General features: G+C 45.1%; 25 protein-coding genes and 1 pseudogene. 7 read left to right on the top strand and 19 right to left on the bottom strand.

Annotation, left to right across the window (positions count from 1 at the left end):
* Positions 1 to 2: 2 nt before the first annotated feature.
* Positions 3 to 506, bottom strand: a complete 504-nt coding sequence (locus tag E6W40_RS10555) for a GNAT family N-acetyltransferase (protein ID WP_136605433.1) — start codon at positions 504 to 506, stop codon at positions 3 to 5.
* An 87-nt stretch (positions 507 to 593) separates the two neighbouring features.
* On the bottom strand, positions 594 to 1,028 hold the full coding sequence (locus tag E6W40_RS10550; protein WP_136605432.1) for a GNAT family N-acetyltransferase: 435 nt from the start codon (positions 1,026 to 1,028) through the stop codon (positions 594 to 596).
* Positions 1,029 to 1,325: 297 nt separating this feature from the next.
* Here E6W40_RS10550 and E6W40_RS10545 point away from each other — a divergent pair, with 297 nt between their 5' ends.
* A complete protein-coding gene (locus E6W40_RS10545) occupies positions 1,326 to 1,799 on the top strand; it encodes a MerR family transcriptional regulator (protein WP_136605431.1) in 474 nt (157 codons plus the stop codon).
* Positions 1,783 to 2,235, top strand: a complete 453-nt coding sequence (locus E6W40_RS10540) for a hypothetical protein (RefSeq protein WP_211146993.1) — start codon at positions 1,783 to 1,785, stop codon at positions 2,233 to 2,235. Before E6W40_RS10545 ends, E6W40_RS10540 begins: the two co-directional genes overlap by 17 nt.
* A gap of 247 nt (positions 2,236 to 2,482) precedes the next feature.
* Here E6W40_RS10540 and E6W40_RS29985 read toward each other — a convergent pair whose 3' ends face one another.
* Positions 2,483 to 2,758 (bottom strand): GyrI-like domain-containing protein, encoded by a 276-nt coding sequence (locus E6W40_RS29985; RefSeq protein WP_246073070.1) that lies wholly within the window; start codon positions 2,756 to 2,758, stop codon positions 2,483 to 2,485.
* On the bottom strand, positions 2,668 to 3,405 hold the full coding sequence (locus tag E6W40_RS10535; protein WP_246072954.1) for a helix-turn-helix domain-containing protein: 738 nt from the start codon (positions 3,403 to 3,405) through the stop codon (positions 2,668 to 2,670). The genes E6W40_RS29985 and E6W40_RS10535 overlap by 91 nt, the downstream gene beginning before the upstream one ends.
* Before the next feature lie 748 nt (positions 3,406 to 4,153).
* Between E6W40_RS10535 and E6W40_RS10525 the strand changes: the two genes are divergently transcribed.
* Entirely contained in the window at positions 4,154 to 5,245 is a 1,092-nt protein-coding gene (locus E6W40_RS10525) for a winged helix DNA-binding domain-containing protein (RefSeq protein ID WP_246072953.1), read from the top strand.
* Between the two features lie 233 nt (positions 5,246 to 5,478).
* Here the strand turns inward: E6W40_RS10525 and E6W40_RS10520 are convergent, their stop codons facing one another.
* Both E6W40_RS10520 and E6W40_RS10515 read right to left on the bottom strand, forming a co-directional pair.
* Positions 5,479 to 6,729: an MFS transporter gene (locus E6W40_RS10520; RefSeq protein ID WP_136605429.1), complete on the bottom strand. Its 1,251-nt coding sequence runs from the start codon at positions 6,727 to 6,729 to the stop codon at positions 5,479 to 5,481.
* A 183-nt stretch (positions 6,730 to 6,912) separates the two neighbouring features.
* Positions 6,913 to 7,500, bottom strand: coding sequence for an NAD(P)H-dependent oxidoreductase (locus E6W40_RS10515; RefSeq protein ID WP_136605428.1), 588 nt, complete (start codon positions 7,498 to 7,500; stop codon positions 6,913 to 6,915).
* A 119-nt stretch (positions 7,501 to 7,619) separates the two neighbouring features.
* Here E6W40_RS10515 and E6W40_RS10510 point away from each other — a divergent pair, with 119 nt between their 5' ends.
* Positions 7,620 to 8,057, top strand: coding sequence for a MarR family winged helix-turn-helix transcriptional regulator (locus E6W40_RS10510; protein ID WP_136605427.1), 438 nt, complete (start codon positions 7,620 to 7,622; stop codon positions 8,055 to 8,057).
* 210 nt (positions 8,058 to 8,267) lie between these two features.
* Here E6W40_RS10510 and E6W40_RS10505 read toward each other — a convergent pair whose 3' ends face one another.
* Positions 8,268 to 8,891, bottom strand: a complete 624-nt coding sequence (locus tag E6W40_RS10505) for a flavin reductase family protein (RefSeq protein ID WP_136605426.1) — start codon at positions 8,889 to 8,891, stop codon at positions 8,268 to 8,270.
* A 468-nt stretch (positions 8,892 to 9,359) separates the two neighbouring features.
* Positions 9,360 to 10,013, bottom strand: coding sequence for a glycosyltransferase (locus E6W40_RS10500; protein ID WP_211146992.1), 654 nt, complete (start codon positions 10,011 to 10,013; stop codon positions 9,360 to 9,362).
* Positions 10,014 to 10,264: 251 nt separating this feature from the next.
* On the opposite strand from E6W40_RS10500, the gene E6W40_RS10495 reads away from it, so the two are divergent.
* Together E6W40_RS10495 and E6W40_RS10490 are read left to right on the top strand one after the other, a co-directional pair.
* Positions 10,265 to 10,609, top strand: coding sequence for a helix-turn-helix domain-containing protein (locus E6W40_RS10495; RefSeq protein WP_246072784.1), 345 nt, complete (start codon positions 10,265 to 10,267; stop codon positions 10,607 to 10,609).
* Positions 10,531 to 11,415, top strand: coding sequence for an IS3 family transposase (locus E6W40_RS10490; RefSeq protein ID WP_168928788.1), 885 nt, complete (start codon positions 10,531 to 10,533; stop codon positions 11,413 to 11,415). Before E6W40_RS10495 ends, E6W40_RS10490 begins: the two co-directional genes overlap by 79 nt.
* Positions 11,416 to 11,516: 101 nt before the next feature.
* On the opposite strand, the gene E6W40_RS10485 is transcribed toward E6W40_RS10490, so the two are convergent.
* The 3 genes from E6W40_RS10485 to E6W40_RS10475 all read right to left on the bottom strand — a co-directional run bounded on the left by E6W40_RS10485 (position 11,517) and on the right by E6W40_RS10475 (position 14,928).
* The gene (locus E6W40_RS10485) at positions 11,517 to 12,725 is read right to left on the bottom strand and encodes an MFS transporter (protein WP_136605424.1); all 1,209 of its coding nucleotides are present in this window, start codon (positions 12,723 to 12,725) and stop codon (positions 11,517 to 11,519) included.
* A 102-nt stretch (positions 12,726 to 12,827) separates the two neighbouring features.
* Complete coding sequence (locus E6W40_RS10480) at positions 12,828 to 13,421, bottom strand: TetR/AcrR family transcriptional regulator (RefSeq protein WP_136605423.1); 594 nt, start codon at positions 13,419 to 13,421, stop codon at positions 12,828 to 12,830.
* A gap of 217 nt (positions 13,422 to 13,638) precedes the next feature.
* Positions 13,639 to 14,928, bottom strand: a complete 1,290-nt coding sequence (locus tag E6W40_RS10475) for a Gfo/Idh/MocA family protein (protein WP_136605422.1) — start codon at positions 14,926 to 14,928, stop codon at positions 13,639 to 13,641.
* Between the two features lie 130 nt (positions 14,929 to 15,058).
* Here E6W40_RS10475 and E6W40_RS10470 point away from each other — a divergent pair, with 130 nt between their 5' ends.
* Positions 15,059 to 15,925, top strand: coding sequence for an AraC family transcriptional regulator (locus tag E6W40_RS10470; protein WP_168928879.1), 867 nt, complete (start codon positions 15,059 to 15,061; stop codon positions 15,923 to 15,925).
* Positions 15,926 to 16,090: 165 nt separating this feature from the next.
* Here E6W40_RS10470 and E6W40_RS10465 read toward each other — a convergent pair whose 3' ends face one another.
* From E6W40_RS10465 to E6W40_RS10430, 8 genes and pseudogenes are all read right to left on the bottom strand, one after another.
* Positions 16,091 to 17,452, bottom strand: coding sequence for an MATE family efflux transporter (locus E6W40_RS10465; RefSeq protein ID WP_211146991.1), 1,362 nt, complete (start codon positions 17,450 to 17,452; stop codon positions 16,091 to 16,093).
* A 142-nt stretch (positions 17,453 to 17,594) separates the two neighbouring features.
* Positions 17,595 to 18,425 (bottom strand): LysR family transcriptional regulator, encoded by an 831-nt coding sequence (locus E6W40_RS10460; RefSeq protein ID WP_136606934.1) that lies wholly within the window; start codon positions 18,423 to 18,425, stop codon positions 17,595 to 17,597.
* 235 nt (positions 18,426 to 18,660) lie between these two features.
* Positions 18,661 to 19,059: a hypothetical protein gene (locus E6W40_RS10455; protein WP_136605420.1), complete on the bottom strand. Its 399-nt coding sequence runs from the start codon at positions 19,057 to 19,059 to the stop codon at positions 18,661 to 18,663.
* A 166-nt stretch (positions 19,060 to 19,225) separates the two neighbouring features.
* Positions 19,226 to 20,383: pseudogene (locus E6W40_RS10450) on the bottom strand (trans-sulfuration enzyme family protein).
* Between the two features lie 23 nt (positions 20,384 to 20,406).
* Entirely contained in the window at positions 20,407 to 21,234 is an 828-nt protein-coding gene (locus E6W40_RS10445; RefSeq protein WP_168928878.1) for a carbohydrate ABC transporter permease, read from the bottom strand.
* Entirely contained in the window at positions 21,234 to 22,112 is an 879-nt protein-coding gene (locus E6W40_RS10440; RefSeq protein ID WP_136605418.1) for a carbohydrate ABC transporter permease, read from the bottom strand. Before E6W40_RS10440 ends, E6W40_RS10445 begins: the two co-directional genes overlap by 1 nt.
* Before the next feature lie 68 nt (positions 22,113 to 22,180).
* Complete coding sequence (locus tag E6W40_RS10435; protein ID WP_136605417.1) at positions 22,181 to 23,479, bottom strand: ABC transporter substrate-binding protein; 1,299 nt, start codon at positions 23,477 to 23,479, stop codon at positions 22,181 to 22,183.
* A 108-nt stretch (positions 23,480 to 23,587) separates the two neighbouring features.
* Entirely contained in the window at positions 23,588 to 24,265 is a 678-nt protein-coding gene (locus tag E6W40_RS10430) for a FadR/GntR family transcriptional regulator (protein WP_246072951.1), read from the bottom strand.
* Positions 24,266 to 24,350 lie beyond the last annotated feature (85 nt).

Genomic DNA, 24,350 nt, shown 5'->3' with positions numbered 1-24,350 from the left:
CCTTATCTCACTCCATTATTAAAAATATATCCTTGGCCTTTCCAATCTTCCGTTTCTACATCAAGCAATTCAAAGTTACCCTTTGTATATTCCTCAATAACTCCCTTCCAAAAGGATTTAGATGGACCATTATTTCCATGCTGGAGAACTTCCCAGTGACCTCTAAACATATCAAATATCTTAATTGCTACCTTCTTCCCATTTCCCGTTCTTCGATACTTTCGCATGATAAAAAATTCAGCAACAGATTTCGTATTATCATCCTTATATAAATAGCTATGGCTATTAATCAAAACAAACCCCGCATAATTATTATCGATCTTCACGAAAAAAGGATATCTGTTTTCATCAGTCCAATAATGGTCGAGATACTTATATCCATAGACTCCATAATCATTGACATCTTGATCATTATATTCACTAAAATCGTATTCATATAATTCGATCAATTGTCTTAATATAGACTTTTGATCCTCTTGAACCTTGATGACATCAACCTGCTGCATGGTCTAAATCTCCCTTCATTATTATATTGCACAGACTATCTTTTTCTTTTTTATTATATCGTAGAACGATTTATTCTCTTTTTCCTCTTAATATTCCAGTTTATAAACGACCTCACCATCTATCACTCGGCCATCTTCTTCAAATCCCAATTTTTCATATAAAAGTTTTGCCCAAATATTATCTGGTTCAAAGCTAATGTATATCACATGATGTTGTATATCTTCTTTAATCCTTTTAATGACCAATTCCATAGCAGCCTTTCCATAACCTTTTGATTGATGCTTAGTATCTATCATTAACCTATAAATCCAATATTCATGATCTTCCTCATCTATACAATACATCGTAAATCCCACTAGAACATCGTCGTGATAAATAGCCAGGCAAACACATTCCGGGAAAGCCTTAGCCTGTGCGAGTGAAAACAAATTTGACGCTACAAACTCACTTTGTTCATCAGCTACTCTCAACTTAATGACATCAAAAAAATTGTTACGATCTATTTCCTTAAGTGCTATCATAAATATTCCTCCTATTTTCATGAAGTTAATCTTGGAGAATATACTCCCTGTTAACTAATGTCTCCGACATTTTGATCTTCTTTCAAATTACGCTATTATTCAAGCCTTTATTTGGAATTGTATCCCATTCTCTGTCCTATTTCACTACTTCTCTTATATAGGTTTTGTTAAACTGTGTTGTTAATTTTTTTATTGAAGTAACAGGCAGCATCGTTGTAAGGATTGAATGGAAACGCGAAAAAAAAGATCGTAAAAACGAGTTGACATTGGAGTTTACTCCAATGTTATTGTGAATGTATGGAAAAACAATATTCTATAAAAGAGGTTTCACGGATACTTGGTATCCCGAAGGATACACTGCGGTATTATGACCGTATTGGAATCGTATCGCCTTCCCGGGGACACAATTCTTATCGCAGGTATTCTAGGGAAGATATCGTCGATTTAATGAATATTCAAATCATGCAGTATGCGGACTTTTCTTTGGAAGAAATCAAGGGGAAATTTCAGTTCCACAGAATGCAGAGTGTAGATTCTGCTTATTGCCAGGAGGTCGCTGAGTTCCTAGATGCCAAAAAAGCAGAAACACGCAAGAAAATCGCACATCTTGAAAAGGTTAGTCAGTTGCTCGACATAGCAGTTAAAACACTAAGGGACTTTAATCTTGAAAGTGACCAGCGGCTGGCAGTGTTCGTTCGGGAGATTTACCGGGATCTTCACAAGCAGGAACCTGAAATAACTAAGGAGGATTGTGATGGACATCAAAATTAAGAATTATTATTGTTTGATTGCCGGCCTTCTTGCGATACTTTTTGCCGTTACGCACGCATGGAACGGCCAATCCGCTGTACTGCCGATGCTCTTAGTGAATGATATATCCTTGGATACACGGAGAACATTCACGTATGTCTGGCACATTATTACCGCCGAGAATCTGGTTTTCGGCATAGTATTCATTATCCTGTCATTTCAGAGCGAGAAATCGAAGATCCGGTTTGCTGCGTGGATGATCGTGTCACTTCTGCTCATTCGTCTGATGGTCATTCTCGGTGTAACCGCATTATATGATGTTTCAGCACTTACGAATACGTTAATCGATTCGACTGCTATCTTAATCTATACTGCTTTCATAATACTGGGCACAAGAATAAAGAAAAAAAGTAAGGAGGTCAATCATCACAAACCAGCAGGAAGGTTGAAGCACTAAACTGCGTTTCACTTCTGGTGATTTTTGCTAAACGCTAAAGGGTAACGATAGTTCAGTCGCAAATCATCAATCAAGGAACACAGAGCTTATAAATAAAAAATGCCCCTGGTCATTCACTTTCGACCAAAGACATTTCAATATCATCTCTTATTAAACGCAGGTGCAGGTTAGGTAATAACCCTATGAATTCAATTCGGATTTAGACATCGCAAAATCCAATCAAACTAAGTGGCGAGCGAACTTGTGTTTATCCTATTTGCTTTTCCTCAATTCGAAACCATAACTCACAATACTCATAACCTTCTTTATTCGTACAATACATTTCAAAATTGCCGCCATCAAGAATATTACAATTTGATGTTTGTAGCCATTCAGAAAATATCCGATTTTTTAATGAGCGCAAATCGTAATTGCCACTGCCATTCTCATCACTTAATGTTGAAAACACCGCCCATGTAGACGCTGGAACATTAACAACTGTATATCCAGTGATCCTGCTGTCCTCCGATTTGTAACAGCCGATAAGATAAGGAAAAGTGGTATTGCTTGTGAATTTGTAGGAATCAAATGCAAAAACTGCTCTGCTCCAAGTTCCTTGCTGAAATTGCCTTCGCTCCACCAATCCCCTATTACCGACTGGCGTAATCTGTCAAACTGGCCATTCGTGCAAATGTTTTGCCAAACCTCCGGTATGGATACACCTTCTTGGTTTGCAATATCATCGTAATTGTATATATCCTCTAACCCAAAAACCTGAAAGGCATCCCGTTTCTCAATTCGATAATTCATCTCGACAACTCCTTTTAATATCATTTGAAAGGAGATGCGAGGATAGGCTTTTAACTGACTTTCTGCATTGCGCGCTAATGTAGGAGTCAATCCATGTAAATTTTGAAATGCACGCGAAAATGATTCCGGCGTTTCATATCCATATTTCAAGGCTATATCAGTCACTTTATTCTGTCTGTTTTTTAAATCAAAGGCGGCAAGGGTAAGCCTTCTGCGCCTGATATACTCTGATAAAGATACCTCAAGTACAAATGAAAACATACGTTGAAACTGATAAACAGAACATAGAGCAATTCTAGCCAGCTGTTCATAATCAATATTTTTTTCTAAGTTGTCTTCAATATAGTCAATAGCATGGTTCATGCGTTGAAGCCAATTCACGGCAACCCCTCCTTTCAAAAGGAGCATATCATGTGGTAAATCAAGTCGCCTGATTTATTATGCAGTAAAATATCAGATGCTTATAAATTTCCACTTTGTAATAGTTCTTTAATTATTTTGAATTATCCTGCCCGCTGCTTGATCAAAAGGAGAAGCTGCCGCAGGCAAACTACTCCACATTTCTATCTCATAAAACTTAACTAAAAGCTATTTTTTTGATTCGCTTATTACCCAAATGACTTTGGTAACGATTATGAGGACATCCATCCATTCTTGGTATACCCGAAGCTCACACGGAGATTAGTTCCTGTACAAAATCACCGAAGTCCTTCACCCAGACCTATGTCGGTTATATTGAGACGGATAAGGATACATGGGTATTCGCAACGAATGTGGCCGGCAGCGGTGCAACCGCCAAGGAGTTGACGCTGGATACGATGACAAAAATGAAGATCTTGAAAGAGTAAGGAGTGGAATATTTGTTAGGCAGGAGTCTTTAGTCCATGAATAGGACAAGGCATAGGCCAGCATTAACGATAAATTACCTGACTGTGGTACAATATTTTCAAAATATCCCCAATATGGTCATGCATGATAATTATGGCTTATCTACCCTGCCCTCCGTTTCATCAACATGCCGGCATACTCCGGCGCCGCTTATGCGGAGGACATTTACCCGGCTTTGAAAAAAAACCGTAAATTGCGTCGAATATACAGGAATAAGACGGAATATATAGGAGGATCAAACGTGAATAGATCGGAAATCGGTTATCGACGATTGCGGAATCAGCGGATTGCGGGCGACAGATGCGAGAAACCGAATGATGTCGTGCGCCATCTCGGAGCCATGCAGGCTCAGGATTATCATCAGGTACTCTGGGCCATTGGCTCGCGCATGCAGCATGCCAGTATATCGGATATTGAGCGCAGCATCGCAAACCGCGAAATTGTGCTGACATGGGCCATGCGCGGGACGATTCATGCGGTGCCGCCGGAATCCGTAAGGTCGATGCTTCAATTGTTGACTCCGCGTATATTGGCTGGCGACAAGCGCAGGCTCGAACAGTTGGAACTGACAACGGAAATCATCGAACAAAGTACGGAACTGGTGTTTCGTGCTCTGCATGGGAATCAATGGATCTCGCGCCCGGACGCGATGCAACTGTTGGAGGAAGCAGGGATCCGTACGACGGGTCAGCGGGGGTATCATCTGTTGTGGCATATGGCGCAGACAGGATTAATCTGTCTGGGACCGCGGGAAGGGAAGCAGCAGACGTTCGTCCTATTAGACGAGTGGGTACCGCCTGCGCGGGACGCATCACGGGAGGATGTACTGTTGCAGTTAACCGAACGATATTACGCCGGACATGGTCCCGCTACCGTACAAGATTTCGCTTGGTGGACCGGTTTGACGCTCTCGGACGCCCGCCTGGGGTTGCAATTGGCGAAAGGGCAGCTCGAATCCGCGATGATCGATGATCGGGAACTCTGGTATCATTCGTCAGCCGAAGGCATTGAAGTCCGCCCAAGTGTCTATTTGCTTCCTGGATTCGATGAGTACTTGCTCGGTTATAAAGACCGTTCCGATGTATTGCGTAAGGAGCACGCCAAGTACATCATTCCCGGTGGCAATGGCGTGTTTATGCCGAACATCGTCATTGACGGACAGGTAGTCGGCGTATGGAAACGCAAGGTCAAAACCAAAGGGTTGGACTTGCTATTGGAGCTGTTTACTGCACATGAAGATCGGACGGACGAGCTGATCGCCGCCGCTTCGAGGTACGGCGAATTCATGGGACTGCCTCTGCTGTCGGTGGACATACAGGTGATAACTTCGTAGTGTACCTGGAACAATTGCTGTCTGATACGGATCAACACTCCCCTCTCCTATCGTTTTCTTTTGGATCGATACGAACCCTTCCCCTTTTACACATAACAAAAAAGCCGCAATTGATGCGGCTTTCAATGTGTCGGAATGATTTTGCTCGACTTTCATGTGGATTAACAATCACCTGGGAATGCAGAAGTACTGACGGCTTTACGCGGCCGGCCAATTTTATGGATTTCGTGAAATTATGTCTCTTGTGCAGTAAGTACGTTATCCGGCGCTTTTTGGTTCATGATCGGTACCATAACCAGTGCACCTAGAAGAAACAATAATCCTGCCCCGCTATAGATCGTACTAAGCGAAAAAGCGTCTTTTAATGCACCAGCGAAGGACATGGAAATGACCATCATGCCCACGAACATCGGATTCAAGACCCCATTCACCCGGCCGACAATGGAAGCATGCGACCATTTCAGAATCATGGTACTGATTCCGATATGAATGCAAGGGAAAACTAGCCCGTTCAGGAATTGGACGGTCAACGTGACCGGAACGCTCGTCGAATACCCGACTATAGCTGTACAGACTGCTCCTGCCAGCATTCCTATGGCAAGAAGAATCTGCGGCGGAACCCGCTTAGCGAAAACGGCTACGATCCCGCCACCAATCAGCATTGCTGCGCCGTTCACCATGAGCAGATACTGCAGAAATTCCTCGCTTCTGCCCAGCCGCTCCGTTACGATAAACAGGTTGAGAGCTTGGGCTACGCCAACGGCGAGTCCCGCGAGAACAAACGCAAGTCCGAGCATACGCAGCACTTGGCTTTTCCAAACAAAGCGGAAGCCTTCAACGAAATCTTTGCGGAATTGCCCTCTTACTGCAACAGTTTGAGATTCCATATGATCTTCTGGCAAGCGAATAAGGACAAGAGCGGAGAGCAGGAAAACCACCCCCATGACAGCGATCGATGTCTCAAGTCCGAACGTGCTGTATACGAAGGTTCCAAGCATAGGACCAAGTACCATGAAGATAGCCATCAGTGATTGGAACAGAGCCATCCCCTGCTGCAGCTGTTGTTCAGGCACATGATACTTAAACAACCGCATACTTGAAGGCTGCGAGAATTGCGAAAGAATAGCCGAGATGAACGCGACAAGGTAAACGGATTGCCAAGAACCATAATGTAGGGTCAGAAGGACCACGAATACCGATACCGCGGATAATAAATCGCACCAGATCATCGTTCGCTTTGGCCGCCAGCGGTCGGCAAATGTTCCACCGATGAACGAAAAAACAAAAATAGGCGCGAATTCTGCCACACTGATTAACGAAATGGCGTAGGGATCATTGTTTGTTCTGTCGGCAACATACAGAAGAATCGCGAAATTGCGTACCCAGATGCCGATCTGCAGGAGCACGCTCGATAATAAAATCGTCTGCAGGAATCGATTGTGAAGCAGGCCTGATGCATTCGAGCTTTTTTCATGCCTATTCAAACTTTCAACCTCCACTTTGTTTAATAAAGATGCCATTCTTAGTAAAGATTCGCCTCTCCCTTCCATACTTCATTATACTTAATGTTGCATCGTTCACCTCCTTCTTTAGACTGAAATATCGGAACCAAAATGATAAAACAAGCAATGCTCGCCACGAGCATTGCTTGTTTTATTCGATACAGATTATCGGGTTATTGCGCTAAAATAGCGATGCACCCGCTTCAATTTTTGTTCGTGCCTGCCTTTCTGGCTCTCCATGCTTCCAAATTCAAAAAACTTCACTTTTCGGATGCCCACATATTGAAGCAATGCTTTTCTCATCAGAATTTTATGTGCGTTGCCCAACCAGTACAAAAGATAGAATGCCGGTCCTTTCATGGTGGAAATGCAAACTGCGGATTTGCCTTTCAAGAGTCCCTCCGGCAGCAACTTTCCATTGTCCCGATAGGCAAAATTCGAGGCAAACATCTGGTCAATATACCCCAGAAGCATCGCGGGAGGTCTTCCCCACCAAATGGGATATACGAATACTAGTTTGTCCGCTGAGCGGATCTGTTCGCGGTATTTCTCCAGCTTGGGATCAATGTGCATATCCCGTCTCCGTTTGTTTTCGTTAAAGATCAATGCCGGATCGAACCCTTCTTCATATAAATCAAGCACCTGAACTTCCGTAATATGTTCGTTCTCGCGGCTTCCTTCAATGACCTTCTGCAAAAAAGCATAACTGAGACTCCGATGATTCGGATGCGTATAAATCACCAATATGTTCATAGCTCCACCCCTTTACTTATCATTTGATAACAAAATATTATCACGACCTCTATTTAGTTGTCAATTGATAATTGTATATTAATAATTATTTTGTTATTGTTCAATAAGAGGTGATCGTAATGGACAAAGAAGCTTTATTTCAAAAATTCGTGGCTTTTACAACGGCTGTACACGAAGTGACCTATGAATTAACGAAAGATATCAAGCCGGACGACATCACGCCCGTTCAATATAGCATCCTGGAATATATCGCCGTCAGCCAGCCCGTTACCCTCAGTCAAATTAGCGATTGTAAGGATATTTCCATGCCTAATACGAGCCGTGAGATCAAGAAATTGACCGAGAAAAACCTGTGCGAAAAATTCAACGTCGCAGAAGACCGGCGAAAGCAATTGATCCGTCTCTCCAAAGCTGGACAAACCATGATGAACGGTGCATTTCAACGCATCGGCGGGCGCTTTGCGGAACGAATCAAGGATGTTTCCATAGAACAACTGGAGGACATCGAACGAGCGCTGGATATGCTTCAATCCAAAGTCTTTTATGATGGGAAATAGGGAGTTAGAGGTTGGCTGAACAAGTCTAAAAGCAGGTAGGTTCGTTTAGGTCACCATTTCCTCTTTGCTTCATGATGGAGACGGATCGGACCCGCGCAAAGATCATGGCCAGGCGAATTCATAAACAGCGTTAGACCAAGACTATTTATTTCAAGTCCTGATCTAACGCTGTTTCTTTTAAATTTTCGGGCATACGGTCTGGAACCGAACCTATTGGGCGGAACCGGGGCCGAATACCGGCGCTAGCCGCGAGTCGGACAGCTGCTCGGCCAAGCCGAAATATTGGCAGAAATTCATGATCATCGGATTCCATTTCGAAGGATCGATGTACTGCGTTTGGCCGTCCATTAGCAGACGGTCTTCGATGTGGACCCTATCTATCCGGACCTCCAAGGCAACCAGCGAGCTGGGTTCTTCGAAGGCATGAAGCTTCGTAAACTTGGCTTCCAGGTGGACGGGGCATTCGAGGACGCGCGGCGCCTTAACGATTTCGGACGGAAGCGGCGTCAATTGCGCGGCTCCGAATTTATCTTTTTCATATGTATAACCCCTCTTGGCTTTAGCCTCTGGGACGGGGTTGCTGCCAGTTAACAACGTTAATCGCTCCATGGCCGGCACCAGGTCGATCGACGGGAGGTTAAGGACGCACTCGCCTTCCCGGACCAAGTTTTGAACGGTTTTCGATTTGCTGCTCATCCCAAGCATGCATGATTGATTCAGCCACCAGGCCGAAGACATCGGTGCGAGGTTTGGCGTACCGTCCTCGTTGAGCGTACTGATCAGCACGACCGAGCTCCCGAAGTATAGAATTTTGGGTTGGATAACCTTATGCATTGCGGATTCACTTCTCCCTTACGAATGATTTGTATGTACAGTACCATAAACTTTTTCAAAGAAGTCCGAATACGGAATAAGACCGCAAGATTCCCATATTTTAGACCAGGTTCAGGAACCTCACTTCGGTAACAAAATACAAAAACACCGCGATGATTCGCGGTATCTTGTGGTGGGCGCTATTCAATTCGCCGTAACGCTCAAGGCGTCCAGGCTATGATTCGTGCTCCTGATATCTAAACGATAGTTTACACCAGAGTTTTAGCCAAAACATAATCGTTTTGTTCTTCGTCGCCCACATAAAAAGAGTGTTTTCCCGTTCATTTCGGCCAACTTCTCTCGAATGATGCCCGGAATCTATTATTGTTGCATTTGCAACATAATGAGAAGCAAAATAAAAAGCTCTTACAGCTGCCTTTCGGGCAACCATAAAAGCTTTCATTGGTTTGCAGATCCGCTGCGCCCCGATTAAAATTTATTGGGGAACTGTTTGACAATGCCTTCGGTCAGAATATCGGCCAAATGAATCATATGGATTTCATTTTTGTCAGTTGCTGCGATATCCGCTTTCCAATCACCTTTGAGACAGTCCAGGACGATTTCCTTAATCAACTGGAGATGTTCATACAGCATGTCCTGCAGCAACTTAAATTGCCAGTTTGGATTCGCCGAGCTTAAGAATTTGGCAATATCGTCGGCGTTTCTATGCCACTCTGCATCCAACTTTTCCACATCTGCCTGGTTACCCGCTTTGGCAGCATCCACAATCTTCCCTGCGATCAGAATATGCTCTCTCAGAAGATCAGCCAGTTTATTGCCTGCGGCATCTCCGTAATAAGGTTTGATTAGATTACCTATGTCCTGTTGATTCCGCAAAAGCCGGTCTAAGACATCCTTCTGATCCGGACGATTAGAGATAGCGCTGACAATATAGCTTCTCGTCCATATCGTATGGTCAATCCAAACCTTCTGCATATCGACTTTCAATTGCACCATTTTTGGGCTTAGGCAAACTGAAGCTTTCTTTTCGCTTACCTTCGCTTGTCCGGATGCAACCGCCTGCGTCATATTAAAAACGAGCGCCAAGGTTAAAGGCAACGCCAGCAACCATTTGTTGTTCACATTCATCTGCTCCTCTATACGTCTGGAATAAAATAGGCTGTCTTATTATGGCTAAAATATCCGATTTTATTCGATGTACATGGAACACGTTAATGTTTACAGGTTACCCCATAGGTTTAAAACAGTGATTTGTCACAGAATCATTAATCATAATGAAAAACCCTTCAGGCCCTCTGTGAAGTGCACCCCTTAGAATAGACATTGGAAAAACCCCTTGGTTTAACCGATGAATTCTAGGGGGTGTATTTTTTATGGCTATAAAAGGTCAAAAGTTTAAGACGTACTCTGAGGAACTCAAGATGGAGGCAATCCGTTTGCACGTAGAGGAAAAATGGACGTATCGGCAAATCAACGATCATTTGGGAATCCAAGACCAGAGTCGGATGAAGCGTTGGATGCGAAAATACCGTGAAAAGGGTGAGTTTGGTTTACTGGATCAACGAGGAAGGCGGAAGGAATATTTAGATCAAGAGCGATATGTTCAGCAGTTGAAACGGGAGAATACGATGCTAAAAAAGTGTTTGGAAATCTGGATGCAGGAGGGAAAGAACAGCGCTTCAAGCTTATCGAACAAGCAGCGAATGTCGGCCAAGTAGCCGAACACTGCAAGCTCCTTGGCGTCTCTAGAAGTGGCTATTACGCGTATTTGAAGAGGAAGAAGAATGACCGAGATGCCGAGGCTAAACGACTCCTTCGCACCGTGTATCAACGCTACGAAGGAAAGTATGGCTACCGTCAGATCCAACTTTTCTTGTGGCAGGATGAAGGTGTATGGATGAATCACAAGAAAGTACTGCGCCTAATGCAAAAGCTTGGTCTTCAAGCCAGCATTCGCCGGAAACGTCGATTTAATATGACATACCAGGCTGCCGAGCGCGTGGCTGATAATCTGCTTAAGCGAAATTTCACAGCCGAAAAACCAAACCAGAAATGGGTGACGGATGTGACTCAATACCGGATAGGCGAGCGCTGGCTGTATCTTTCGGCAGTGAAAGACCTATTCAATAACGAGATTGTGGCCTACCAACTTAGCGAACGTAACGATAATGAACTGGTACTTCAGACGTTCGCTAAAGCATTTGCTAAGCGAAAAGACGTGTCCGGATTGGTCGTTCACAGCGACCAAGGGTTCCAGTACACGTCTCATGCTTACCACGACATGCTGCCAAAGGTTAGCGCCCAAATCAGCATGTCTCGCCGGGGCAACTGCCTAGACAACGCCTCCATGGAGAGCTTCTTCTCGCATCTCAAAACGGAAGGGCTTTATCCCTATGATATCCGAAATCTGGCAGAGGCACAAAGGAGAATTGAGAAGTACATACAATTTTACAACCAAAGGCGACCGCAGCGTAAATTAAACAAACTGACGCCGGTACAGTACCGGCGCCAGTTTGCAGCCTAGGTGTTTTTTCAATGTCCACTAAATGGGGTCTTGACCATCTGCGGTCTGGAGGGTTTTACGTTAATCATGCCAGCTTCATTTCATTCTTTCAATGTTAACGATCATCGAAGTGACCTTGACTCAAGCTCATATTGTGTTTCTTTGGATTTGAAGGAGATCAGGAATCCTAACATTAATACGACGCTCGCCATCACGTAAGGATAATTTAAATTCAGGTCAAATAGTGCACCCGCAATAATGGGACCGATAATGTTTCCGAGGCTGGTGAAGGCCGAATTCAGACCTGCGACATAGCCCTGCTGCTCGTTGGCGAACTTGGACATTTGGGTTCCAATGGCCGGACGCAGAATGTCCATCGCCAGAAACAGGACAAAAGTTACCGCAACTATGAGCCAAAACGTATGCACCAGCAGCGTTAAAAGAATAAAAAGGACGGACACCAGGATGCTGATAGTAATGATTCTCTTCTCGCCGAAACGATTAATGATCCAGCCGAAGATTGTTATCTGCACGACAGCTCCACAGACCGAACCGAACGTAATGATGAACGCGATATCCTTCGGGGTAAAACCGAATTTGTGATCGACAAACAAACCGAACACCGTTTCAAAGTTCGCTAGTCCAAAAGAAGCGACGAACACGACGATCAAACTGATAAAATAAGGTGCCCGGTAGGCGGAGGTTAACTGACCCAGCAATCCGGCTTGAACCGGCTGTGCCGCACCCTCCTCTTTGGTATGGCCCTCTTTCTTCACTTCGCGCAAAAACAGTGCGGAGACCGCCATCGCAAGCAAGCCACCGACGGCGGCAGCGTAGAAAGGAACCCGTATGCCGAATTCGGCAAGGTAACCGCCGATCCCCGGCCCGATGATAAAGCCCGTGGTGATGGCTGCATTGATGAATCCCATCCCTTTGCCCCGTTCTTCCTCACTGGTGACATCGGCCGTATAAGCCATTACGGCAGGCATGACCAGGGCGGCGCTCACCCCTCCCAACAGTCTAGCCAGAAACAATAAAGGCAGCGAGCTGGCGGCGCCAAACATCCATTCCGAAATGGCGAACAGCAGCAACCCGGACAAAATGACCTTTTTGCGGCCGATCGAATCGGATAGACGCCCGGCGATCGGCGAGAATACAAGTTGTGTAATCGAAAAGGCCGCAACCAACAGACCGAGTATGCTCCCATTAATATGAAGCAAGTTCATGTAGCTGGGCATAATCGGTATAATCAGCCCGATCCCCGTGAAAATAATGAAGTTGTTAAGCATGAGAAGCAGTATTGCTCCCCGGTTTCTAAGCAGCAGCGACATACATGAAAGCTTCCATAAAATTCTGCATTAATACTGAACATTCGTTATGTATTTTGTCCCGGAATAACGTAGACGGATTTTTGCACTCCGTTGCCTGCTTCTTTATTCTTCCGCTACGCCATCTAAAAATACAGTGACAGCATCTCGATAAAGTATAGTTGTCTTATCGGGCGCCAGGCTTCGCGATAGATGATTTGCACCGAAAAAGATCGCTTCCAATACGACAGCAAGGCGCTCGGCGTCACCCGGCTTAAATTCGCCGCTGTCGATTCCTTCCTGCAGCAGCTTTTGATTAAACGCCAAATGCTTGGCGTTCATCTCGGCCATTCTGGATTCGACCTCTGACGTCTTCTCCTCGTTATGAAAAAATTCATCAGCTGCCTTCGTGAGCGGATGGTTCAAATCATCGGTTGCCAGTTGTTCGGCTACGGCATAAAGCTTCTCGGTGGTTGTGTTATACAAATGCTCACTTTGTTTCCAATTCAATTCCCATTCATGGTCCCATTCTTCAATTAAAAAAAGAAACAGGCCCTCTTTGCTTTTGAAGTGGTAATAGATATTGCCTTTGCTGCTACCGGTGGCGCCTACGATATCTTCGATCGAAGTCGCTTTATAGCCTTTTTGGACAAATAGCGCACGAGCCGCTACTGCGATTTTCTTCTTGGTTTGCTCGCTCTGAAGCTGTTTCTGATTCATAACGTCACTCCAATTCATCATCTATACCGAACGTTCAGTCAGTATTGTGGCATGTTGTTATTTATATGGCAACCCAGTCTTCTAGATAAACAGAAAAGTGTAATTTTAACTAAGCTTTTAGCCATTGAAAAATAGCGATCGTTCCCAGGTCGGTTAGCACCCGGGGAACGATCTGTTATAATACCGAAAACTTAACGATTATTGTTCCAGCACCTTATTATGTTAACCGCACCAGTTCATCAACTTTAACGGCACGCCCCGTACTAATCGATTGGTTCGCTGCGATACCTGTCAATATGGAACGCGCACCATCAATGTGATTGGCTGCTCGCTGGAAACGGTCAGGGACCGGTACGCCAAAAATATCGTTCAGCAGCACCGGATCACCGCCGCCGTGACCTCCTGCGCCCTCTTCGAAGTTTGCTTTGTACGGATCGCCAAACATCGGGAATACCAGAATGTTGACTCCCTTGATTGCTCCTTCAAGCGCCTTGTCACCTCCCGAATTGACATACGATTGCTCAATGACCGTCATTTCAATCCTTCCCTTGGTACCATTGAACGCGATTCGATAACCCTCCCACGGCATATACGCATTCAGCGAATAGGTCAGAAGCGCTTTATTCTTGTATCGTACAAGGACACTCATCGTATCCTCGATCGAAATGCCGTCTCCAAATACACTTTGATCGCGGCGGTACCCGTCTTCCGTTTCCGCATCGAGATACATCGCCTTCAGATGTTCATTGCTATCCAGAAACAGTGCAAATGGATCGTCCTTGGCGTTCGGATTGCCTGTAGAGCGTTCATAAAATGTAGTGACACCCCGCTGTTCCGCATTCTCCCGTCCGTAAAAGAGCAAGTCGCCCATGGCGTATACCGTTTCCGGCTGGGAACCGATCCAGAAATTCACTAGATCAAAGTGATGTGTCGACTTATGTACAAGAAGTCCCCCACTGTTACGTTTGTCCCGGTGCCATCTCCGAAAATAGTCGGCGCCATGCTGCGTATTCAGCAGCCATTCAAAGTGAACCGAAGTAACGTCGCCAATCGTACCATCCGCGATCAATTCACGCGCCTTGGTATGATGCGGTGCATAGCGATAGTTAAAGGTAACGCGGACATTTCTTCCAGTCCGTTCTACCGCGTCGATAATATCCTGACATTTGGCTGCGTCGACCGTCATCGGTTTTTCAGTGATCACATCGCAGCCCATCTCCAGTGCGCGAATAATGTATCGGTGATGTGTTCGGTCCACGCTGGTCACGATGACAATGTCCGGCTTCTCCGTCTGGATCATTTCATCAAACGCGTCGCTTTTATAGGTGTGCACCGCAGGGTAATCGTATTTGTCCGTAAGCAGCTTGTTGGCATAATCCATGCGGGTTTGATTAAAGTCGCAAAAAGCCAGCAGCTCGGAGGAATCCCTGAACGTTTTGGCAATAGCTCCATAGAAAAATTCAGCTCTTCCACCAGCGCCAACTTGTACATATGTTTTCTTGGTCATGGGCTTCAACTCTCCTTTTCTGATGATTTCCAGTAAAAGAGTAACGCAATATCAGCATAATGTCTCCGCAATATATGTTAATATGGATAAAACCCCGCAATTTTTGTGCCTTGGAGGGAAGAAAAAGCAAATGACTCTAAATCACGAACTTCGCTATGGAAGTGCGCAGCATCCTTTTCATCTGGAATACAATCGGCGCAAAGGGCATTTCTCGATGGCGACTGATCATATGCACAGACACTACGAACTGTACTATTTGTTTGGAGGAGAACGATATTTTTTCATAAAAGACCGCATTTATACGGTCCGTTCCGGTGACCTGGTTTTTGTGCCCAGTAATGAGGTGCATAAAACTTTTGATACCGGCATACCCAATCATGAGCGCATCGTGCTCTATTTCAACATGGAATACTTTGATCAGATGGTCGATGACGAGGCCGAGCTGCTTCTGACGCCATTTCACCACGGCAATCGCGTGATACATCTGGCAGAGCCGGACAAGCTGCGGATCGAGCAGATATTATTCGATATGCTTCGTGAAATTCAGGATCAATCCCCTGGATATGAGCTTGCCGTGCGCCATGCTGCGGCTTTGACCCTGTTGTTCGCCGCACGAGAGGTACTCCATCCCAAACACGCACTCTCTGAGGAGGCCGTCTCCCCTGCTGCGGCCAGAATAACGGAAATTGCTCGCTTCATCTCGGAACATTATCGGGAACCGCTAACCCTAGGAAGCCTGAGCGAACGATTTTATCTCAGTCCCAGCCACCTCAGCCGGACTTTCAAAAAATATACCGGTTTTGGCCTGATTGAATATATCAGCATCACCCGGACCAAAGAAGCCCAGCGGCTGCTCCGTGAAACTGACGAACGCATCACCGTGATTTCGGAACAGTCCGGTTTCGAGAACTTTTCGCATTTTGAGAAGGTGTTCAAGTCGTTCATCCGGATGTCGCCGCGAAGCTACCGTTCCGGATTCCACCAGAAAAAAAACTGACCATGTGGGGCGTCATGGCATAACAGAAATGCATCTGTATTGTAAAAGCATTCACACTTGGATCTATCTAATTAACGTTCCGGCAACCCCAAGTTCTAAAAATTATCTATCCTTAAAAATGTAAAATTCTGCCTTCTAATCACTTTTTTTATAATCTACACTACATTATTTTACTGCATGGAAATTAGTCCATTTACCGTTTAGATAACGCCATACGAATATGGCTCCTTTTATTAGCCAATCGCAATAAATGGCAATCCATGTTGCGAGCAAATCCATGTGTAAGTAATAAACCAATGCATAAGCCAGTGCAATACGGCAGAAAAACATCGTAAACATACTGATTATCATAGGAAATTTTGCATCTCCAGAAGCCCGGAAAACAACAGGCAAAGAATTTCCTAGAGGCCATATTAGCATCATAGCGATTGCATGACTCCAGACGATTTTCGTCGTCAACATCGTTGCTTCCTCGGATAGGTTATAGGCCTTCATGATCGTCGATAATAGCAACAATATGATAAAAGAACTGATGATTTGCGCTATATAAATGACGCAGATGATTTTCTTCGTGTAATATCTGGCTTGCTCATAATCCTTAGCACCTGCACATCTGGAAATGATGACCGTCAATCCTAAACCGATGGCCATTCCCGGAAGCGCTTGAAACGTTACAATCGTCCCACCGACCGAATTAGCTGCTATTGCCGCTGTTCCGAAAGTAGAAACAATACTCAGTACAAGAAGCCTTCCAAGATAGAACATTCCATTTTCTATTCCATAAGGTACACCAATCGCTAAAGTCTGCTTAATCATGCCCATATCAAATTTGGGTCGTATCGTCTTTTCTAGAAATAATATATTTTTAGCATTGAATGCATGAAAGATAATAATTCCGGCAGCCGCAAGTCTAGAAATCAGTGTGGAAATCGCAATACCTGAAGTACCCATGTCAAATAAATAAATGAATGCTACACTGCCTACCACATTCAAAATGTTCATATAAAGCATGATTTTCATAGGAAATTTTGAGTTACCCATTGTTCTAAAAATGGCCGCACCTGCGTTATACAATGCCAGAGAAGGAATGGATAACGCTACGATCATTAGATAGTTACTGGCGTGAGCGTATACATCTTCCGTAATCTGACCAAAAAGTCCATGCAAAATGACATTTTTCATCAGATAAGTTAATGCCATGACCACGAGTCCCATACAGCCAATAAACCATACTAATTGATTGGAAACTTTTCTCGCTTCATTCTCTTTCCGGTTTCCAAGGTACTGTCCGGCAATCACCGAGCCCCCAGTGGCAAGGGCGGCAAAGATACTGATCAATAATGCCATGACGAACTCCACCAAAGATACGCCGGATACTGCAGCTTCGCCAACGGAAGCGACCATGATGGAGCTGATTAGACCTACGGATAATTCTAAAAATTGCTCAACCATAAGAGGAATAAACAATCTGGATAAATCCTTATTTGAAAAAAACTTGGGGTTTGCGATTGATTTCTCCACAACCATTACTCCCTTAATTCGAAGACGTTTGGCCAGATACGTTCTTCTCGGTTGCAATAAGCAGCATGAGCTAACAGAACGATCTGTACCCACGCCTAATTGTAAAGTAATCATTTGACTATATCTAATACTTATAATTCATGCTTTGTCATGCTTTTTTGTTATCTCTTATATATTCGATAAACATCTCCGTTGCGGGATTAAGAATTTGCGATTTTCTCCATGCAAATACATGGCCCGTCGTGCGTGTTGGAGTAAAAGGTATGAAGCAAGTGTTTTTGCTGCCGCGAGTTTCATGGGCTCCTTCGACACAAATAGCATACCCCAACTTTTCCTCTACCAGGAACGATGCGTTGGTCAGCAGATTATGTGTAGCAAAGATGTGAAGCAGGTCTTCGGAGATGCCAAACCAGCTCGAAATTTCGTTCTTGACAATCATTCTTCGGGGTGGAATCAAGGGCAACTGACTCGCTTTTTGCAATGAAATCAGCCCTCTTTGCGCTAGAGGATCATCCCTGCGCATTACAAGCCCCCAAGTTTCCGAGTACGGCAAATGTATATAGTTATATTTTGAGGTTTCAATAGGTTCGAGCAGAATACCGATGTCAATGATCCCCTTATCCAGTTTCTCGCGAATATCATCCCCATCCGCACTGTATAGGTCATATCGAACCAACGGATAACATTCGGAAAACTCCCTAAGTACCTCTGAAAGCATGCGCGAGGCATTCGATTCTACGCAGCCAATGGACACGGTACCTCCGATCGAATCCTTCTGATGGGTAAATTCATGCGTTGTTTTGCTGATTAAGGAAACAATTTCGTTAGCTCTTTGTTGAAACAGAACCCCATCGTTGGTTAATGTGATTTTTTTGTTTCCACGCTTGAATAATGTGGTGCCAAGTTCTTCTTCCAGCTGCTTGAGTTGGCGGCTTAAATTAGGCTGTGTAACATGTAGTACTTCTGCTGCTTCGGTGATACTCCCCTCTCAAGCTACAGTCAAATAATAATTTATGACTCTCAGTTCCATATTAATGACCTCCTCAAGACGATACATTCTCCCATAATTATCATAGGTCAAGTTCCTACAATGGGATGCATTTGTATACCTGCAATATTCCAGAACGTTCCCGCCGCCGTGAGCGGCCCAAGCTGATCAAAAATACATTCCATATCCAAGAATTGTAAGAATGAAAGTAGCCGCGTGGTCACACCTATGAATCAGGTTGATACGAGCAAACTACATCTGCCGATTTCCATTCGTATCGAAGCTTTAATTCATCTTCGCTGCGCTCGGCGGCCATCATGAAAGGATCAGCTTTGGGCTCATGCAATATAACCCGAATATTATTTCCTTCACTCTCGTATTCGCCGAACCAAATTTTTGTGTTGTTGCCCGTTGTCTCATGAACAGAAATAGGGCTCCTGTTAGAAGTAGGATCATTCAAAAATTTTATATTGGAAAAGCAAACTGGCGATTGGGAATCGGTGACTAGCCTCCAGTTCCCTTCCAAGTCCAAATTTGCAGTTTTCGTTTTTTTTGTATCATAACACCCAGCCAGCAAGGAAACAGCAAATAATGCAGCTATCGTTCCAAGTACTGTGCTTTTCATCGAAAACCTCCCATTGCATTTTATTTCCATTGAACAATGATCGACTTAATTTGTCAAAGCGAATGCCAAACCGGCTGATTCGTATATTGACCCAACGTAAAAACGAGGGCGCTCCGCCATAATGACGATTGAGCCACCCTCATCTTAGTAATGCCACCATCTGCGACTATACCTCGCACCATGCCCGATCTAAATCGGCGATTAAATCCTTAGGATTTTCCAATCCGACGTAAAGCCTCACAACGGAAGGTTTCCGGTCATCCTTGTCAGTTTCCAGGGCGTTGACCGTGATCAGACTTTCAAAACCTCCCCAACTGACCCCAATTTTAAAATAACACAGCCGGTTTGCCCACTCTTTTAATTTGGCTATGGGTTCAAACGAGACAAATGAAAACAAGCTGCTGCTGCCGGACAGCTGACGCTGGCCAAGCTCGTATTGCGGATGAGAAGGCAGCCCCGGGTGGTTCATCCGGGCGACGTAACCTTGCTTAGAAACATGTTCGGCAACAAACAGCCCGCTCTCTTCATGCCTTTGCATACGCAAAGGGAGCGTCCGCAGCCCTTTGGATATTAGAGCAGCCGTCTGTGGTGCCATAATCCCGCCAAGCAGCATGTATTCCGTGTACCCGATCCTGTTCATCAGTGACTTTGATCCTAATACGACACCACCGATACAATCACTGTGTCAGCCGATATATTTGGTCAGGGAATGGACCACCAAATCAATCCCCAATGCAAGGGGATTTTGAAAACAAGGGGTCGCCCACGTATTGTCGATGATGCTGATCGCTCCAATGCTGCGGGCAAACGCCGCGCACTGCCGCAAATCCTGCAGTTGAAACAGCATGGAGGTCGGACTCTCCAGATACAGCAGCTTTGTGTTCGGGCGCACTGCTTCCCGCCAATGATCGATGGTGCTGCCATCGATGAATGTGGTTTCCACATTGAACCGGGCCAGGTACGAACCGAGAAATTCACGGGTCGGACCATAGGCCTGCCGAACGCATACAATGTGGTCTCCCTCCTCAACTACGGACAGGATCGCCGAGGTAATCGCGGCCATTCCCGAAGCAAAGCATTTGGCGGATTCAGCCTGCTCCAAGTCAGCCAGCTTCCGTTCCAGATGTTGAACCGTCGGGTTATTGCCTCTGGAATACACATGGTGGCTGAGTAGTTCCTTCCCCGCTTCCTCGAACTGCTCGTAGCTATTGAAGGCAAACAGGCTATTCTGGTAAATAGGCACATGAATTGCGCCATGATGCCGTCCATCCAGCAGATCGTAAGCCGTTTGCGTGAATTGCTGTTCTCTTTTTTTGTCTTTCATGGCCTGATCGTTCAACGGTTCACTCATCCTTTTTCCGCTCCTTGTGTCAGCCCTTCTACTATGAACTTTTGCGCAAAGGCAAATATAAGAACTGTCGGTATAATGGATAAAACGGCTCCGGCGGACATCGCTCCCCAATCAACGTCAAATTTAAGAATAAAGGAGTTCATCGCTACCGGCAGCGTCTTCAGGGAATCGTTGTCAATGAACATGACCGCCAGAAACAGCTCATTCCAATTTTGTACGAACGCGAAAATAAAACTGGAGGCGATTCCCGGCAGCATGACAGGAATGATAATCCGCAGCAAGGCTGACCACCTCGAGCATCCGTCGATCATGGCCGCTTCCTCCAGACTGGCGGGGATCCGCTGAAAAAATCCACGAAGCATAATCGTCGTAAAGGGAATAAGCGTTACCGTATACATGAGAATGAGAGACATGCGATTATTGATCAGATTCATACTGCTCATCATGAGATACAAGGGCGCAAGCGCGACAAAACCCGGCAGCATCTGGGTGGCGATGAAAGCCATCATGATCTGTTTATGCCCTCGAAATGTAAACCGGGCCATAACATACGCGCTTAACGTGGCAATGACAAGTACGATAAGTGCAGAGACAATGGAGACCAGCAAGCTGTTCCCGATATAAATATGGAACTTCGATATTTTAAAGATGTGAATGTAATTATCCAGAGTCATATGCTCCGGCCAGTACTTAAGCGGAAATGAGAAGATTTCCTTTTGCGGCTTGAGCGAGGTGATGACTATCCAGTACAAGGGGAAAATCATAATAAGCAGATAAATGGCCAGATAAATGATCTTTCCTGATCGGAATATGTTCTTTTTCATCAGAACTCACCTGCCTTCTCTGCTTTTGTAACCGACAGGAAGAAGATCGTGTACAGCAGCAGAATGACAATCATGATGATACCGATGGCGGAAGCCGCTCCATAATCCCCGCCGTAAATAATATGTTCAAGCATCAAGGAGGACAAAATATGCGTACTGCCTGCCGGACCCCCGTTGGTCAGTCCGTATATTAACGAGGGATCATTAAATATCCAGATCGCCCTCAGCATCAAAGTCGAAATAATCGTCGGCTTGATATAGGGCAGCGTAATATTCCATAGCCTGCGTACTCCCCCCGCACCGTCCATTTCAGCGGCTTCATACAGCTCAGAGGGGACGGATTGCAGGGCAGCCAGCAGCATGATCGCGAAAAAAGCTACGCCGTACCATACATTTGCAATAATTACGGACATCATCGCCCACTTCTGCTCCGACAAAAAACCGATTCGCTGATGAATGAGACCGATGCGGAGCAGCAAATCATTGATGACGCCAATCTGGGAATTGAACATCCACTTCCAAATCATCCCGATCAAAAAACCGGAGAGCGCCCAAGAATAAAAAACTAAGCCTTGATAGATTCCTCGTCCTCTGAATTTTCTTTTCAGCATCAGCGCAAGGGTCAAACCAAGTAAGAATTGAAGAATAAGGGAACAGAACACCCAGTAGGCGCTATTTTGCAAAGCCATAATAAATTTGGGATCCTGAAAAGCATTTTTAAAGTTATCTATTCCGATAAAATGAACATTACTTAGATTAAACAGCTTGTATTCCTGAAAAGCCATGATTATGCCGCGGAGGAAAGGATAATAAGTAAAGACCAGTACAAGGAGCAAGGCGGGAATTAATCCCGTAAGTATGATTTTTCGATTATTCATATTGGCACCGCCTTAAATATAAAGGGTGACGGGCGGCACTGCCGCCCATCACGGCTTGTTTTATATGCTCATTGTTTCAGATTTGCCTTTTGTTCGACCCAATAGCTGTCCCATTTCTTTAAGGTTTCGTCTAAAGTGGCTTTATTCAGAAGGAGCGCCTGACCGGTCTCCATCGCCACCTGGCCCCACTGTCCATTCCCCGGGTACTCGAAGGCAGGCTTATAGTTGACAAACGTGTCGGGCTTGTCGGACATATCAATTAAAGTTTTGTATGGACCGGTTTTGAAAAATTCGTCTTCCGTTGCGGTCGTATGAAGAGGGATTAGTCCGTAATCCTTCGAAAATTTCGTATTTACCTCTGGGCTGGACAGGTATTCGATCAGCTTCCAAGCTTCCTCTTTATGCTTCGACTTGGAGGACATTCCCCAGCCCGCACCTCCGGCGGCGAAAAGCGCTTTACCTGTTGGTCCTGTCTGCAGCGGTGCCGTCGCCCAAGTTCCTTCCTCCATCTTCTCCTGCAGCGATTGAATGACGTCCGGGTCCTGAAGCAAAATGGCCGTCACGCCGGAGGTGAAGGCCTGCACTTGCTCCTGGAAGCCCCAATTGATGGAGTCGGGTGGAGAAGCGTCTTTATAAAGCTTCAGGTACAATTCCATTGCAGCCTTGGCTTCGGGAGTGGAATAGATCGTAGCCCCATCCTTGGTGAACATGGAATCTTCCAGATTCACTTTATCTCCGTTATAAGCCAGAATCATCGAATCCGTTGTACCATTAGACCCGGCCCCTCCCCGGAAGGAGAATCCGAAACGGTTCTTAGAAGGATCCGTCAATTTTTTCGCTGTCTCATAAAGCTCCTCCCATGTTGTTGGCGGGTTCAATCCCTTTTCTTTAAACCAGTCGGCCCGGTAGAACATTTGTCTCTGATATAAACCATTGGGCAGGAAGTACATTTTACCGCCAACGGTTCCCACGGATTTGGAGACCGCGCTTACCGTGGCAAAATCGCTCCACTTGTCGGTATACGCGTCCAGGGGTTCAATGTATCCGTTATTGACGAATTCAGCGACATTCAAGTCCCTCACCTCAAGAATGTCGATCTCTTCTTTGGATCCTAGCATCGTTCTGATTTTATTGTCGGCCTGATCGAAGGGCGGCGAAATGAGTTCCACTTTAATATTCGGGTTATCCTCTTGGAATTTATCGAGCATCGCTTGGATGAGTTCTGTTCTCTTGGGGCTGGTTAAACTTTCAATCATACGAATCGTAACCTTGTCGCTTGCCTGTTTGCCGCCGCAGCCAGCGATCAAGCCGACGGTTAGAACTGCCGACAAAAGCAAAGTAATCGCTTTCATTTTTTTCAATCTCATTCCTTGGTCCCCCTTTAATTTGTAGTCCGTCATACAGTCATCCTGTCTGATAGGTAGATTATAGGAGAAGACATATATCGTGTCAATACAGGATATACGCCCATTCGTTCAAAAATTTTTGATTTTCTCCTCAATACAATTCATCAGCTTATTAAACTCTTCCATCGCGTATTCCGTATCATGAGCGGCAATCCCCTTAAACATCGTAATATGGTAAGGATAGGTCTCGTCAAATAGCTGTTTATCGCCCAGCGGTTCGTTAAAGAATTTCGCGTACAACCCAGAGATGGAATCCAGTACCGTCTTAAGAATCGGATTGTTAGCGGCTTTAATCACAAGCTGGTGAAACACCAAATCGATCTCGGAAGTGTCTTGATTGGCTTCTTTCAGAAGCCGGTACTTTTCCAGACATTGTTCCAGTTCTTTGATTTGCGGTGCTGTAATTCGCTTCGAAGCCAATGCGACAGCCTGGCCTTCCAAAGCTCTGCGGACATCAAGGGTATTCAACAAAAAATGGCGTTCGCTCTCAATCTTTACTTTGCCGGAAAAGCGGAACATGTCGACATCCCGGACAAAGATTCCCTTTCCGTTTTCTACCTTTACAAGATCTACTGCCTCCAGAGAACGCAGCGCCTCCCGAAGCGAAGAACGCCCGACACCGAACATCTGGGTCATCTCTTCAACGGAAGGGAGCTTATCTCCTTCCTTTAATTCATTCTCCTGTATGTAGCTCTGTATCTCTTGCGAGACCTGCTCGTGCAGTAAAATTTTCTGAATTTTCCCCATAATTCGTCTCTCTTCACCTTTCCACCTGTATGATAGGTAAATCTTATAAAATGGACGTTCTATTGTCAATAACAGCGCATCAATG

The sequence above is a fragment of the Paenibacillus dokdonensis genome, assembly GCF_004916975.1.
Lineage (GTDB): Bacteria > Bacillota > Bacilli > Paenibacillales > Paenibacillaceae > Paenibacillus_AQ > Paenibacillus_AQ dokdonensis.
The sequence above is the reverse complement of the archived record's forward strand: the minus strand, read 5'-3'. Positions and strand labels throughout refer to the sequence as shown.

Bases quoted from the DNA above. Each gene is read 5' to 3' on its own strand.
- E6W40_RS10555 (WP_136605433.1), bottom strand. From the start codon at position 506: ATGCAGCAGGTTGATGTCATCAAGGTTCAAGAGGATCAAAAGTCTATA.
- E6W40_RS10550 (WP_136605432.1), bottom strand. From the start codon at position 1,028: ATGATAGCACTTAAGGAAATAGATCGTAACAATTTTTTTGATGTCATT.
- E6W40_RS10545 (WP_136605431.1), top strand. From the start codon at position 1,326: ATGGAAAAACAATATTCTATAAAAGAGGTTTCACGGATACTTGGTATC.
- E6W40_RS10540 (WP_211146993.1), top strand. From the start codon at position 1,783: ATGGACATCAAAATTAAGAATTATTATTGTTTGATTGCCGGCCTTCTT.
- E6W40_RS10515 (WP_136605428.1), bottom strand. From the start codon at position 7,500: ATGAACATATTGGTGATTTATACGCATCCGAATCATCGGAGTCTCAGT.
- E6W40_RS10510 (WP_136605427.1), top strand. From the start codon at position 7,620: ATGGACAAAGAAGCTTTATTTCAAAAATTCGTGGCTTTTACAACGGCT.
- E6W40_RS10505 (WP_136605426.1), bottom strand. From the start codon at position 8,891: ATGCATAAGGTTATCCAACCCAAAATTCTATACTTCGGGAGCTCGGTC.
- E6W40_RS10495 (WP_246072784.1), top strand. From the start codon at position 10,265: ATGGCTATAAAAGGTCAAAAGTTTAAGACGTACTCTGAGGAACTCAAG.
- E6W40_RS10485 (WP_136605424.1), bottom strand. From the start codon at position 12,725: ATGTCGCTGCTGCTTAGAAACCGGGGAGCAATACTGCTTCTCATGCTT.
- E6W40_RS10480 (WP_136605423.1), bottom strand. From the start codon at position 13,421: ATGAATCAGAAACAGCTTCAGAGCGAGCAAACCAAGAAGAAAATCGCA.
- E6W40_RS10475 (WP_136605422.1), bottom strand. From the start codon at position 14,928: ATGACCAAGAAAACATATGTACAAGTTGGCGCTGGTGGAAGAGCTGAA.
- E6W40_RS10470 (WP_168928879.1), top strand. From the start codon at position 15,059: ATGACTCTAAATCACGAACTTCGCTATGGAAGTGCGCAGCATCCTTTT.
- E6W40_RS10465 (WP_211146991.1), bottom strand. From the start codon at position 17,452: ATGGTTGTGGAGAAATCAATCGCAAACCCCAAGTTTTTTTCAAATAAG.
- E6W40_RS10455 (WP_136605420.1), bottom strand. From the start codon at position 19,059: ATGAAAAGCACAGTACTTGGAACGATAGCTGCATTATTTGCTGTTTCC.
- E6W40_RS10445 (WP_168928878.1), bottom strand. From the start codon at position 21,234: ATGAAAAAGAACATATTCCGATCAGGAAAGATCATTTATCTGGCCATT.
- E6W40_RS10440 (WP_136605418.1), bottom strand. From the start codon at position 22,112: ATGAATAATCGAAAAATCATACTTACGGGATTAATTCCCGCCTTGCTC.
- E6W40_RS10435 (WP_136605417.1), bottom strand. From the start codon at position 23,479: ATGAGATTGAAAAAAATGAAAGCGATTACTTTGCTTTTGTCGGCAGTT.
- E6W40_RS10430 (WP_246072951.1), bottom strand. From the start codon at position 24,265: ATGGGGAAAATTCAGAAAATTTTACTGCACGAGCAGGTCTCGCAAGAG.